Here is a 14,307-nt window from a genome sequence, read left to right as displayed (position 1 = left end):
ATGGAATGGAGCAAGTAGTGAATAAGCCGTGGCTATCACTTTATCCAGAAGAAATACCTCATGAGATCAACTTCGAAGAACGAACACTGCAGTCTTATTTAAAACAAGCGGCGGAAGAATATCCCGCAAAAACGGCAATTAGCTTCCTCGGCAAAAAGTTAACATTTGAAGAAGTGTATGATCAATCTTTAAAACTGGCAAACTACTTAAAAGGACTCGGCCTGGAGAAAGGGGATCGAGTGGCCATCATGCTGCCTAACTGCCCGCAAGCGGTTATCAGTTATTATGGTGTTCTGTTGGCCGGAGGAATTGTCGTACAGACAAATCCCCTATACATGGAACGCGAACTCGAATACCAGGTCAATGATTCCGGCTCCGAAATAATCATCACATTGGATATTCTGTATCCCAGAGTATCAAAAGTGAAAGCGCTCACAAAATTAAAGCATGTCATTGTAACGGGAATAAAAGACTATCTGCCGTTCCCGAAAAATATGCTTTATCCTTTTGTGCAAAAAAAGCAGTACGGAATAGTGGTGAAGGTGGAGCACAGTGGCCAAAACCACTTGTTTACCGAGATCATTAAACAATCGGAAGCTCAAACGATAGATGTACCTATCAACCCTAACGAAGACCTTGCATTGCTACAATATACTGGAGGCACAACAGGATTTCCTAAGGGTGTTATGTTAACACATATGAATCTTGTCTCCAATTCAATTATGAGTGTGAAATGGATGTACCGTTGCCAAAAGGCTCAGGAAAAGGTAATTGGAATTCTTCCGTTCTTCCATGTATATGGGATGACGGCCGTCATGAACCTTTCCATCATGCAGGCATATGAAATGGTACTATTACCTAAGTTCGACCCAGAAACAACATTGAAAACCATTCAGAAAGAAAAGCCGACACTTTTCCCTGGAGCACCGACTATTTATATTGCTCTATTGAATCACCCTGATATTAAGAAGTATGATTTATCTTCCATTGATTCATGTATCAGTGGATCCGCAGCATTGCCTGTTGAGGTGCAAGAACAGTTTGAACGTGTAACGGGAGGAAAACTGGTGGAAGGTTATGGGCTTTCTGAAGCATCACCGGTTACCCACGCCAATTTCCTATGGAATGAAAGGGTATCAGGAAGCATTGGGATACCTTGGCCAAATACAGAGTCTGTCATTCTTTCCATGGAAAATGGAGAACTGGCTCCAACAGGTGAAATTGGCGAAATAGCTGTAAGAGGTCCACAGATCATGAAGGGCTATTGGAATAGAAAAGAAGAGACCGAAGCTATCTTAAAAGATGGCTGGCTCCTAACCGGGGATTTAGGTTATATGGATGAGCGTGGTTATTTCTATGTGGTGGACCGTAAGAAAGATATGATTATTGCCGGAGGTTTCAATATCTACCCTCGAGAAATTGAGGAAGTACTATATGAACATGAAGAAATTCAGGAAGTAGTGGTAGCAGGAATTCCTGATGCTTACCGCGGTGAAACCGTTAAAGCCTATATCGTGAAAAAGGCCGGATCCAAGCTGACAGAAGAAGAGTTGGACCAATATACGCGTAAACATCTTGCTGCCTACAAGGTGCCAAGATACTATGAGTTCAGAGATGAACTGCCAAAAACCGCTGTAGGAAAAATCCTTAGAAGAGCATTGGTAGAAGAAGAAAAACAAAAAATAGCGAAATAGATAATTTGGAGAGGGAGATGAAAGTAGCCTCTCTCTCTTTTTTGTATAGTAACGAGCATAAAAATTATGATAAGATAATGATTGACAGTTCATTCATGGTACAGTATCATGAAAATATGAATGATTATTCATTCATTTTTAAAAAGGAGCGAAAAGGTTGAAACAACAAAAACCTAAATATAAACAAATAATAGATGCAGCGGTCATCGTCATAGCAGAAAACGGCTATCATCAGGCACAGGTTTCCAAGATCGCCAAACAAGCCGGAGTAGCAGACGGGACCATCTATCTATACTTCAAAAATAAAGAAGACATCCTCATTTCTCTTTTTCAAGAAAAAATGGGATTCTTTATCGAAAAGATTCGTCAAGAAATTGCAGGAAAATCGACATCAACAGAGAAATTATTAACGTTGATAGAAAAGCACTTCTCGCTGCTTGCTGCAGACCACCACCTTGCCATCGTAACGCAACTTGAATTAAGACAATCCAATTTAGAGCTTCGATTGAAGATTAACGAAGTGCTAAAAGGGTATTTACATGTTGTGGATGAGATCTTGGTTGCTGGTACAAAGAACGGTGAGCTTCGTTCCGACTTAGATGTCCGCCTTGCAAGACAAATGGTCTTCGGGACGATTGATGAAACTATCACCACTTGGGTCATGAATGACCAAAAGTACGACTTGACATCCATCGCACCAAGAGTACATGAACTATTAATCAAAGGGTTTGGAGCTACCCCTTAAGTAGCTCTGTGTTCTACATAAGGAGGGATTAATAATGGAATTCTTGCAATTGAAAGTAGAAGATAGAATTGCTCTCATCACTATTAACAAAGCCCCGGCGAATGCTTTGTCATCCGCAGTTTTGAAAGAGCTTTCATTATTGATGGATGACCTGGAAAAGCAAGAAGACGTTAGAGTAGTCTTGCTTCACGGAGAAGGTAGATTTTTCTCTGCTGGTGCGGATATTAAAGAATTCACTACAGTGGAAACTGGAGAAGAATTTGCAGAACTAGCGAAATTTGGTCAAGATCTATTTGAAAGAATGGAGAACTTCCCAAAACCGATCATCGCAGCCATCCACGGTGCAGCCTTAGGTGGAGGCCTTGAGCTTGCAATGGGTTGTCATATCCGTTTGGTCACTAAAACAGCCAAACTTGGTTTGCCGGAATTGCAATTGGGCTTAATACCTGGTTTTGCTGGAACACAGCGTTTGCCTAAACTGGTTGGTTCCGCAAAAGCTTTTGAAATGTTATTCACAAGCGACACTTTAACTGGGGAAGAAGCGGTTCAGTGGGGACTTGCGAATAAAGCCGTCGATGAAGAAGTTTTAATGGATGAAGCTTTGAAGATGGCGAAAAAGATTGCACAAAAGGGACCGATATCGGTTGCTTCTGTTATTGAATTGTCCCGCTTTGCTAAACATGAAGAATTTTATCAAGGGGTAGACAGAGAGGCACAATTATTTGGTAAAGTCTTCACATCAGAAGATGGTAAGGAAGGTATTACAGCGTTTATGGAAAAAAGAGCTCCCGAATTTAAAGGGAAGTAATTTTTTTTATAATATAAAATCTGAATATTACTAATAAAAATAATGTTTAAACAGGAGGTACTGTGATGAATATTTTTGTTTTATTAAAAAGAACATTTGATACGGAGGAAAGACTGACGGTTTCAAATGGCAGCATAAATGAAGATGGTGCAGAATTCATTATCAATCCATACGACGAGTATGCGGTAGAGGAAGCGATTCAAGTAAGAGACACGCATGGCGGAGAAGTAACAGTCGTAACGGTTGGTTCTGAAGAGGCGGAAAAAGAACTTCGTACGGCACTTGCGATGGGTGCTGACAAGGCTGTCCTAATCAACACAGAAGATGATGTAGAAAATGGAGATCAATTTACTACGGCGAAAATCTTGGCAGAATTCTTAAAAGATAAAGATGCTGACTTAATTATCGGCGGTAACGTAGCAATCGACGGCGGTTCCGGCCAAGTTGGACCTCGCGTAGCGGAATTATTGGATATTCCTTATGTTACAACCATCACAAAGCTAGACATCGAAGGCGGAAAAGCTACGATCGTGCGAGATGTTGAAGGTGATTCCGAAGTTATTGAAACATCCCTTCCATTGCTTGTAACAGCACAACAAGGTTTGAACGATCCACGCTATCCATCTCTTCCAGGGATCATGAAGGCAAAGAAAAAGCCTCTTGAAGAACTAGAACTAGATGACCTAGACCTTGATGAGGACGATGTAGAAGCGAAAACAAAAACATTGGAAATCTACCTTCCACCGAAAAAAGAAGCAGGTCGTGTGCTTCAAGGTGAATTAGATGAACAAGTAAAGGAATTAGTTTCCGCACTAAGAAACGAAGCAAAAGTAATCTAATACGATAAACAATTAGCGTTTGATTGGAGCAGATGGCGTAGACTCCTGCGGGAGGTAGCGCTTAGGTGGGACCCTGCAGGAGGCCTGAGGAGGCTCAGCAATTGCCCCGCGGAAAGCGAAGCCAGCTGCGGAAATCAAAAGCGTCTTTAAACAGATTAATTATAGATAGATACATGGACAGGAGGAGACAAACATGGCAAGAAAAGTATTAACATTAGCAGAAGTGCGTGATTCCGCATTGCGTAATGTATCATTTGAAGCAATTGCAGCAGGGAAAACAGTAGCAGAAGGTGGAGAAGTAGTTTCTGTACTAGTTGGGGAAGGCGTAGGATCACTTGCGCAAGAACTGATCGCTTACGGTGCAGACCGTGTTGTTACAATTGAACACGCAAACTTGAAAACGTACACATCTGATGGTTACTCCCAAGCATTAATGGCGGTAATCGAATCCGAAAACCCAGAAGGAATAATCTTTGGACATACAGCTTTAGGAAAAGACCTATCCCCTAAATTGGCTTCCAAATTAAACTCTGGCTTAATTTCTGATGCAACTGAAGTAGAAGAAGTTGGCGGAAACCTAGTATTCACAAGACCTATCTACTCTGGTAAAGCATTTGAAAAGAAAATCGTAACAGACGGAGTTATTTTTGCAACGGTACGTCCGAATAACATCGCTTCTCTTGAAAAAGATGAGTCACGTTCCGGTGACGTATCATCCCTTGATGTTGATGTGAAGGATCTTCGCACAATCATTAAAGAAGTTGTCCGCAAAGCAACGGAAGGTGTAGACCTTTCTGAGGCGAAAGTAGTGGTAGCTGGTGGCCGTGGAGTAAAATCTGAAGATGGTTTCGAGCCATTAAAAGAATTGGCAGACGTACTAGGAGCGGCAGTTGGTGCTTCCCGTGGAGCGTGTGACGCAGACTATTGCGATTACTCCTTACAAATCGGCCAAACGGGTAAGGTAGTAACACCTGACCTTTACATTGCATGCGGTATTTCCGGTGCTATCCAGCATCTTGCCGGTATGTCCAACTCCAAGGTAATCGTTGCAATCAACAAAGACCCAGAAGCAAACATTTTCAAAGTAGCTGACTACGGTATCGTAGGTGACCTTTTTGAAGTAGTACCAATGTTAACAGCTGAATTCAAGAAGTTATTGGTAACGAACTAAGATTGAATCATTAATCAGCCAGGCACTTTTGGGTGCTTGGCTGTTTTGTTGTGATGGATTAGGGATAACCTAGCTGGTGATTGGAGCAAATGGCGTAGACTCCTGCGGAGGAGAAGCGACAATGTTGAGACCCCTGAAGCGTTGTGAAGAGGCTCATGGTCGCCCCGCGGAAAGCGAAGCCGCTTGCGGAAATCACCAGCGGCGATTAGAGGGATTTTAGCCTGAAATAAAATGGCTGGAAACGGGTAATCCTATAACGAAGCAAATAATTAGCAACACTATGTGGTAAATGCTATACTTTAGCTATAGTAAAACTCTGAAAGATTTTCCATCTGTCAGAGAACACATTAACAGCATATATTGTTAACTGTGAGATAAAAGGCTTAGGAGGAATTTATTATGGCAATTACAAATGCAACTGACCAAAACTTTACACAAGAAACTGGCGAAGGCCTAGTTCTTGCAGATTTCTGGGCGCCATGGTGCGGACCTTGTAAAATGATCGCTCCAGTTCTTGAAGAATTAGATCAAGACATGGGTGACAAAGTGAAAATCGTAAAAGTTGATGTGGATGAGAACCAAGAAACTGCTGGAAAATTCGGCGTTATGAGCATCCCGACTTTACTTGTTATCAAAAACGGTGAAGTAGTAGACAAAGCAGTAGGTTTCCAACCGAAAGAAGCTTTGGCTGAACTATTAAACAAGCACGCTTAATGCGTTTTCGAGAAAGCCCGGTCATGTGACCGGGCTTTTTGCGTGTCTTAGGGGCATAAATAGTTGAATGAACTGGGGATATCGAGAAAAATCCAGATATATCAAGGAAAATCTCCATATATCAAGAAAATTAGAATTATATCGAGAAAAAATTAAATATATCAAGAAAAATCAGGATATATCAATAAAACCGTGAGTGCCCAACGTTTCCGTACCCTCCGTCCAAACATCCTCTCCAACTACCCTATTACTTCCAAATGGAACATACGTACGAAACAAGGTATAATAGATTACATACGAAAATCTTTGGTTGGGAGGAAAAAAACGTTGAACGAATCATTAAAAGAAAAACTTGCCATACTGCCTGACCAACCGGGATGTTACTTGATGAAGGATCGTCAAGGAACCATTATCTATGTCGGAAAGGCGAAAGTTCTTAAAAATCGTGTCCGCTCTTATTTTACAGGGAGCCATGACGGAAAAACGCTCCGACTCGTAAATGAAATTGTGGACTTTGAATATATTGTGACATCCTCCAATATCGAAGCGTTGATACTGGAACTGAATCTTATTAAAAAACACAATCCCAAATACAATGTCATGCTAAAAGATGACAAACGTTATCCTTTTATTAAAATTACGGCGGAAAAACATCCGCGTCTTTTGATTACCCGAAAAGTGCAAAAGGATAAAGGGAAATACTTTGGGCCATACCCAAATGTTCAAGCGGCAAATGAAACGAAAAAGCTGCTAGACCGGATCTATCCGCTTAGAAAATGCATGACGCTGCCAGACAGGGTTTGCCTCTACTATCACATGGGTCAATGCCTTGCTCCATGTGTGGAACATGTTTCGGAAGAAACGAACAAGCAAATGGTTGATGGAATTGTCCGGTTCTTGAATGGAGGCTATAAAGAAGTCAAAACCGAGCTTACAGAAAAAATGATGAAGGCCTCTGAAAACCTGGAATTTGAACGAGCACAAGAATTTCGGGATCAAATCATCAACATAGAAGCAACAATGGAAAAACAGAAAATGGAAATGAATGACTTTGTCGACCGAGATGTATTCGGATTTGCCTTTGACAAGGGATGGATGTGTGTACAGGTCTTTTTCATCCGTCAGGGGAAACTAATTGAGCGTGATGTGTCACTGTTTCCGATTTACAACGAACCGGAAGAGGATTTCCTCACATTCCTCGGACAATTCTATTCCAAACAGAATCATTTTGTACCTAAAGAAGTAATGCTACCTAGTGAAATTGACCTGCCGGTTGCACAAGAACTATTGCAAACCAATGTGCTTCAGCCGCAACGGGGGAAAAAGAAACAGCTGGTGGATTTGGCAAACAAGAATGCAAAAGTGGCACTTGTAGAAAAGTTCTCCTTGATTGAACGTGATGAAAGCCGAACGATAAAAGCTGTTGAGAACCTTGGGGAAATACTGGGCATCATGACCCCACACCGTATTGAAGCGTTTGATAACTCGAATATCCAAGGAACGGATCCTGTTTCTGCGATGGTTGTATTCATCGACGGCAAACCCGAGAAACGAGAATACCGAAAATATAAAACAAAAAGTGTTCAAGGACCTGATGATTATGAATCGATGAGGGAAGTGGTCAGAAGAAGATACACCCGTGTGCTAAAAGAATCTTTACCGCTCCCGGACCTGATTGTGATTGATGGTGCAAAAGGTCACATGAGTGCTGTTAGAGATGTGCTTGAAAATGAACTGGATTTATTTGTTCCGATTGTCGGCCTTGCCAAAGATGACAAGCATAGAACGAGCAACCTTCTTGCAGGCGAAGATGCCATGATCGTTCCGCTTGAGAGAACGAGTCAAGAATTCTATCTTCTGCAACGAATTCAAGATGAAGTCCACCGATTTGCGATTACCTTCCATCGTCAAATAAGAAGTAAGAGTGTCTTTCAATCAATACTTGATGAAATCACAGGGGTTGGGGCAACGAGGAAAAAGGCTCTTATGAAGCACTTCGGTTCTGTCGCGAAGATGAAAGAAGCCACAGTAGAAGAAATTCAGGCTGCGAAAATACCGAAACCTATAGCTGAAGAAATTTTTAAAAAACTTCGCGAATAGGTGTTGTAAGGAATCTTATTGTCTGATATAATCACTATTAATTTCATAATGTGCCACTTCAAATTGATGAAGTGATGATAGAGGTGCGAACTTCAAAAGTATGTAATCGGAGAAGAAAGAGCTTCCGAGATGATTACGGAAAGGGGAGGATCGCCGAAGTAAAAAAAAGTCTCTTTTTCTTTTTTTTACTGGTTCTGCGTTTAAGAAATGTAGGACTGTCAGGTTGTCTTTGTGCTGCCTGGAGAGCTATCTCACCGCGTGAACGGATTCTTTATTTTACCAATCACAGCAATGAGACATTAGCTCATTGCTGTTTTTTTATATCCAAAAAAGCTACATGGCTAAATGCGTACTGAGAACTATCTAACATTATGATGAGACTACAGATTCTGTAAATAAAATTAGTAACTTAGCTGTTGATTGGAGCACAGGGCGGAGACTCCTGAGGGAGATAGCGCTAGGTGGAGACCCCGCAGGCTTGCCGAGGAGGCTCTCGTCAGCCCCTAGGAAAGCGAAGCCCGGGGCGGAAATCAACAGCGGTGTTTAACAGAACTAATCAATGAAAAGGGAATGGTGCACATGTCAACGATTGTTGTACAGAAATTCGGAGGAACATCAGTAGGCTCGGTTGAACGAATTCAGCACGTTGCAAGTCGAGTCATCAATGAAGTGGAAAACGGCAACAAAGTGGTTGTCGTCGTATCGGCAATGGGCAAAACAACAGACGAACTGCTAACTTTAGCAAATGCAATTAACCCACACCCAAGCAAGCGCGACATGGATATGCTTTTGACAACAGGTGAACAAATCACCATCTCTCTATTGGCAATGGCATTGCAAGTTAGAGGCCATGAAGCAGTATCCCTAACTGGTTGGCAGGCAGGAATTCGAACAGAACCTGTACACGGAAACGCTAGAATTACGCATATTGAGACAGATTTGTTAAAAAGTTATTTGGATGCCGGTAAGATTGTCATTGTTGCGGGCTTCCAAGGAATTACTGCTAACAATGAGATTACCACACTGGGCCGAGGTGGTTCCGATACAACGGCGGTTGCATTGGCGGCTGCATTGAAGGCGGAGAAGTGTGATATTTATACTGATGTGACGGGAGTATTCACGACAGACCCTCGTTATGTAAAAGGGGCAAGAAAGCTTGCGGCAATTGCGTACGATGAAATGCTGGAACTGGCAAACTTAGGTGCAGGTGTACTTCATCCACGTGCGGTTGAATTTGCAAAAAATTACGGCGTACAGCTTGTTGTGCGATCCAGTATGGAAGAGGAAGAAGGAACGATTATTGAGGAGGAAGTATCCATGGAAAAAAATCTAGTTGTCAGAGGAATAGCATTCGAAGACCAAATTACCCGCATTACCGTATGTGGCTTACCAAATGAACTACATACCTTATCCACCATCTTCACTACATTAGCTCAGCACAGCTTGAATGTGGATATCATCATTCAAACGAGTATGGATAAAGATACAACAAATATTTCGTTCTCTGTTAAAACTGTAGACGTAAAAGAAACAATCGAAGTGTTGGAGCAGCATCAAAGTCGTCTTGGATTCACGGGTATCGAGCAGGAGAGCGGATTAGCGAAGGTTTCTATCGTTGGATCCGGTATGGTTTCTAATCCCGGGGTCGCAGCGGAAATGTTCCAAGTCCTGGCAACGGAAGGCATCCATGTCAAAATGGTCAGCACATCAGAAATTAAAGTTTCTACTGTCGTTGATGTTGCGGAGATGGTTCGTGCAGTGGAAGCACTACATGTGGCATTTAAGCTTGGAGAAGAGTCTGTGGAGAGAGTATTAAGCTAAAAGAATAGTAGTTTTTCATTGTGGAGTGCCCTTTTCAATGTGGAGAGGGTGCTTTTTAATGATGCGACGGGAATTTCCTGTCCGTAAAAAAGAAATACGAGCCAAACAGAGCAAAATACTGTCCGTAAAATGAAAATACGAGCCAAACTCAAACAAATACGAGCCAAACTCACCAAAATACGGTCCGAAAATAAAAAATACATGCCGTTCGACAAGGAACGACATGTTCTATCAAATTGCCACCCGGAAGGCAGTATCCCCCAACCCCAGCAACGAAACTAAACTAAGCTCAGGCCAACCACCCTGGAGGCAGCAACATTATTATTTATCCCATTGTACCGTAATCAGTATCTCTTTTTTCTTTTTTTGTTCTTCAATTGCTTCTGCAGTTTTGCCTTTTAGACGTTGAGTCTGCTCGGCAAGAAATCCTGCTTCAAGTTGGAATGTCGCGTCTTTATTCAAGTCAAGGCGGCGTGTCACCATTTCTCCGCGGATAACATACTTCACTTCATGCTTGTTCTGTTCCAATAATTCAAGTTCTCCCCAGCCTGCTTCCTTAAAGAACTGGCCGATTCCCTCTTGAGTATCAATAGTAAACTTGCGTGCGAGCTGTTTTCCTGCCCAATAGATGACCTGGGTGTGATCTTTCCCCAGTAGGTCAGGTAGGAGCATATCGCGGATCAGTTCGTACCCGAAGATAGGGACTTGAATTTGTGTGTCCATCACTTGTTGTTGGTTGTTCGATTCAGTCATTTAGTTCCCCTCTTTCTCTATGTTTATTATATACCATCCAATCGGGTTAATAAATGAAACGTATGGAGTATTTTATTCTATTAATATATTTTTATATTTTTCTGATAATTAACCAATGATAAAAGTATTTTTAAAAGTGCAATTTTTGGTCGCGTTTTCTTGACGCTACACATATAGGGGAGTAAAATAAATATGTCACATATTTGTCGATAAATCTGTAAAGGCTTTCATTTTATTGAAAGTTTAAAAAACAAGATGGAGAGTTCAATGATTTTTTACTATAATAGATAGTGAAAAGCAGAACTTACAAAACATCTAATCTATTTTCTTACTTGAAAAAGGGGGTTAAGTGATGGCAACTGAACGTGAATTTTTACTTCGTAGGCTCCACTCGTTACTGGGAGTCATTCCTGTTGGTCTTTTCTTGGTTCAGCATTTGGTGATCAACCACTTTGCGACAAAAGGGCCAGAATCATTCAACAAAGCGGCACATTTTATGGAAAGCTTGCCGTTCCGTTATGCACTAGAAATTTTTGTAATCTTTCTTCCAATCTTATTCCACGCTATCTACGGCTTATATATTGCTTTTACAGCAAAAAACAATGTAAGCAAGTATGGATTTGTACGTAACTGGATGTTTATGCTTCAGCGCTTTACAGGAATCGTTACATTAATTTTTATCGTATGGCATGTATGGGAAACGAGAATCGCAGCTGCACTTGGTGCGGACGTTAACTACAACATGATGGCAGACATCCTGTCCAGTCCGTTTATGTTCTGGTTCTACCTTGTTGGGGTAATTGCAACAATCTTCCACTTTGCAAATGGACTTTGGTCTTTCTGTGTAAGCTGGGGAATTACAGTAACTCCTCGTTCTCAACTTATTGCAACCTACGTAACTATCGGGATTTTCTTTGCTTTATCTTTCGTAGGGGTACGTGCAATTCTAGCATTCGTTTAATCAGCAACTATTAAGGAGTGAGTTACATATGAGTAAAAAAGTTATCGTGGTCGGCGGTGGACTTGCGGGATTGATGGCAACCATCAAAGTCGCTGAAGCCGGTGTACCAGTTGATCTATTTTCATTAGTACCAGTTAAACGTTCTCACTCAGTTTGTGCCCAGGGTGGAATAAACGGGGCAGTAAACACAAAAGGAGAAGGGGATTCTCCTTGGGAACATTTTGACGATTCCGTATACGGAGGAGATTTCTTAGCGAATCAGCCTCCTGTAAAAGCTATGTGTGAAGCAGCACCAGGAATCATCCATCTATTGGACCGTATGGGAGTTATGTTCAACCGTACGCCTGAGGGATTACTAGATTTCCGACGCTTTGGTGGAACACAGCATCACCGTACCGCATTTGCTGGAGCAACAACAGGTCAGCAGCTGTTATACGCATTAGATGAGCAAGTACGTCGCCACGAAGTGTCCGGTCTTGTTACAAAGTATGAAGGCTGGGAATTCTTGGGTTCTGTTATTGATGACGATGGCGTTTGCCGCGGAGTTGTCGCACAAAACCTTACAAGCATGGAGATCGTATCATTCCCGGCAGATGCTGTAATCATGGCAACTGGTGGACCTGGTATCATTTTCGGAAAATCAACTAACTCTGTTATCAACACAGGTTCAGCTGCATCCATCGTGTATCAGCAAGGTGCTTATTATGCGAATGGTGAGTTCATCCAAATTCACCCGACAGCCATTCCAGGAGATGACAAACTTCGTCTGATGAGTGAGTCAGCTCGTGGAGAAGGCGGACGTGTTTGGACATATAAAGACGGTAAGCCTTGGTACTTCCTTGAGGAAAAGTACCCAGCTTACGGTAACCTTGTACCGCGTGACATCGCAACACGTGAAATCTTTGATGTGTGTGTTAACCAAAAACTTGGTGTTAATGGCGAAAACATGGTATACCTGGATCTTTCTCATAAAGATCCGAAAGAATTGGATGTCAAACTTGGCGGAATCATTGAAATCTATGAAAAATTCATGGGTGATGATCCACGTAAAGTACCAATGAAAATCTTCCCTGCTGTTCACTATTCCATGGGCGGAATTTGGGTTGATTATGACCAAATGACAAACATCCCTGGACTATTTGCTGCAGGTGAGTGTGATTATTCACAGCATGGTGCAAACCGTCTTGGAGCGAACTCCTTACTATCTGCAATCTATGGTGGTATGGTAGCAGGTCCAAAAGCTGTAGAATATATGAATGGATTAGAAAAATCCACAGATTCTCTTGGAACGTCTCTATTCGATCGCTATGTAAAAGAAGAAGAAGCAAAGTGGAACAAAATCATGACAATGAACGGTACAGAGAATGCTTATGTGCTTCATAAAGAGCTTGGCGAGTGGATGACAGACAACGTAACAGTTGTTCGTTACAACGACAAGCTGAAGCAAACGGACGAAAAAATCCAAGAGCTTCTTGAGCGTTATGATAATATCAACATCCACGATACGGCAAAATGGAGCAACCAAGGTGCGGCGTTCACTCGTCAGCTACAACATATGCTTCAATTAGCACGAGTTATCACAATCGGTGCATACAACCGTAATGAGAGCCGCGGAGCGCACTACAAACCGGACTTCCCAGAGCGTAATGACGAGGAGTTCCTAAAAACGACAATGGCGAAATTCACAGGTCCTAAATCTGCACCAGAGTTCCATTACGAAGATGTAGATGTAAGCTTGATTCCGCCGCGTAAGCGTGACTACTCTAAGAAAAAAGGGGGTAAAGAATGATGGCTGAACAAACTAAAACTGTAACGTTTAAAGTGAAGCGTCAAGATGGTCCCGAGGGAACCCCTTACTATGAAACTTTTGAATTAGCATACCGCCCGAATATGAACGTAATCTCTGCACTGATGGAAGTTCGTCGTAACCCTGTCAATAAAGAAGGAAAAGAAACAACTCCTGTAAACTGGGATATGAACTGTTTGGAGGAAGTATGTGGAGCATGTTCCATGGTCATCAATGGCAAGCCACGTCAATCCTGTACAGCGCTTGTAGACCAATTAGAGCAACCAATCGTTCTTGAACCAATGAGCACATTCCCTGTTGTTCGTGACCTTCAAGTAGATAGAAGCCGCATGTTCGATTCCTTAAAAAAGGTAAAAGCATGGATTCCAATCGATGGCACATACGATCTTGGACCTGGTCCACGTATGCCGGAGAAAAAACGCCAATGGGCTTATGAGCTTTCCAAATGTATGACATGTGGTGTTTGCTTGGAAGCTTGCCCGAACGTTAACAGCAAGTCCGAGTTCATCGGTCCTGCACCACTTTCCCAAGTGCGTCTATTCAACGCGCATCCAACTGGGGAAATGAACAAGTCTGAGCGTCTTGAAGCAATCATGGGAGACGGAGGCCTTGCAAACTGTGGAAACTCACAGAACTGTGTGCAGTCTTGCCCGAAAGGTATCCCTCTTACGACATCTATCGCAGCGCTTAACCGCGACACGACGGTTCAGATGTTCAGAAACTTCTTTGGTTCCGACCAAGGCTAAAACAACCAACAGAACGCCTCTTTACACAAAGAGGCGTTTTTTTACAAAGTTACATGTTTGAAAATTCAGAATGATATAAACGACTGTTGATTTCCGTTCCAGGCGCTTCGCTTTTCTGCTGGCGGTCCAGGAGTCTCCTCGGCAAGCT

12 protein-coding genes and 1 riboswitch are annotated in these 14,307 nt (G+C 42.2%); of the genes, 11 read left to right on the top strand and 1 reads right to left on the bottom strand.

Annotated elements, in window-relative coordinates; genetic code table 11:
• Nucleotides 1-5: 5 nt before the first annotated feature.
• From LC091_RS03535 to LC091_RS03500, 8 genes are all read left to right on the top strand, one after another.
• On the top strand, nt 6-1,694 hold the full coding sequence (locus LC091_RS03535; protein WP_226680290.1) for a long-chain-fatty-acid--CoA ligase: 1,689 nt from the start codon (nt 6-8) through the stop codon (nt 1,692-1,694).
• Between the two features lie 157 nt (nt 1,695-1,851).
• Nucleotides 1,852-2,439: a TetR/AcrR family transcriptional regulator gene (locus LC091_RS03530; protein ID WP_226680289.1), complete on the top strand. Its 588-nt coding sequence runs from the start codon at nt 1,852-1,854 to the stop codon at nt 2,437-2,439.
• A gap of 34 nt (nt 2,440-2,473) precedes the next feature.
• Nucleotides 2,474-3,247, top strand: coding sequence for an enoyl-CoA hydratase (locus LC091_RS03525; RefSeq protein ID WP_226680288.1), 774 nt, complete (start codon nt 2,474-2,476; stop codon nt 3,245-3,247).
• A 65-nt stretch (nt 3,248-3,312) separates the two neighbouring features.
• Complete coding sequence (locus tag LC091_RS03520) at nt 3,313-4,086, top strand: electron transfer flavoprotein subunit beta/FixA family protein (protein WP_226680287.1); 774 nt, start codon at nt 3,313-3,315, stop codon at nt 4,084-4,086.
• A 193-nt stretch (nt 4,087-4,279) separates the two neighbouring features.
• A complete protein-coding gene (locus LC091_RS03515; protein ID WP_226680286.1) occupies nt 4,280-5,257 on the top strand; it encodes an electron transfer flavoprotein subunit alpha/FixB family protein in 978 nt (325 codons plus the stop codon).
• 399 nt (nt 5,258-5,656) lie between these two features.
• Entirely contained in the window at nt 5,657-5,971 is a 315-nt protein-coding gene (trxA, locus tag LC091_RS03510) for a thioredoxin (RefSeq protein ID WP_010195744.1), read from the top strand.
• A 327-nt stretch (nt 5,972-6,298) separates the two neighbouring features.
• The gene (gene uvrC / locus LC091_RS03505; RefSeq protein WP_226680285.1) at nt 6,299-8,071 is read left to right on the top strand and encodes an excinuclease ABC subunit UvrC; all 1,773 of its coding nucleotides are present in this window, start codon (nt 6,299-6,301) and stop codon (nt 8,069-8,071) included.
• 70 nt (nt 8,072-8,141) lie between these two features.
• Nucleotides 8,142-8,328, top strand: a riboswitch (Lysine riboswitch).
• A gap of 322 nt (nt 8,329-8,650) precedes the next feature.
• A complete protein-coding gene (locus LC091_RS03500) occupies nt 8,651-9,892 on the top strand; it encodes an aspartate kinase (RefSeq protein ID WP_226680284.1) in 1,242 nt (413 codons plus the stop codon).
• A 321-nt stretch (nt 9,893-10,213) separates the two neighbouring features.
• Here the strand turns inward: LC091_RS03500 and LC091_RS03495 are convergent, their stop codons facing one another.
• On the bottom strand, nt 10,214-10,645 hold the full coding sequence (locus LC091_RS03495) for a YslB family protein (protein ID WP_226680283.1): 432 nt from the start codon (nt 10,643-10,645) through the stop codon (nt 10,214-10,216).
• Nucleotides 10,646-10,997: 352 nt separating this feature from the next.
• Between LC091_RS03495 and LC091_RS03490 the strand changes: the two genes are divergently transcribed.
• The 3 genes from LC091_RS03490 to sdhB are packed head-to-tail and all read left to right on the top strand — an operon-like array spanning nt 10,998 to nt 14,159.
• Nucleotides 10,998-11,606 (top strand): succinate dehydrogenase cytochrome b558 subunit, encoded by a 609-nt coding sequence (locus tag LC091_RS03490; RefSeq protein ID WP_060664849.1) that lies wholly within the window; start codon nt 10,998-11,000, stop codon nt 11,604-11,606.
• A gap of 28 nt (nt 11,607-11,634) precedes the next feature.
• The gene (gene sdhA, locus LC091_RS03485) at nt 11,635-13,395 is read left to right on the top strand and encodes a succinate dehydrogenase flavoprotein subunit (protein ID WP_226680282.1); all 1,761 of its coding nucleotides are present in this window, start codon (nt 11,635-11,637) and stop codon (nt 13,393-13,395) included.
• Nucleotides 13,392-14,159, top strand: a complete 768-nt coding sequence (sdhB, locus tag LC091_RS03480) for a succinate dehydrogenase iron-sulfur subunit (RefSeq protein ID WP_226680281.1) — start codon at nt 13,392-13,394, stop codon at nt 14,157-14,159. The genes sdhA and sdhB overlap by 4 nt, the downstream gene beginning before the upstream one ends.
• Nucleotides 14,160-14,307: the final 148 nt, after the last annotated feature.

The organism is Sutcliffiella horikoshii (assembly GCF_020524325.1).
Lineage (GTDB): Bacteria > Bacillota > Bacilli > Bacillales > Bacillaceae_I > Sutcliffiella_A > Sutcliffiella_A horikoshii_D.
This window is presented reverse-complemented; position numbering and strand designations above follow the sequence as displayed.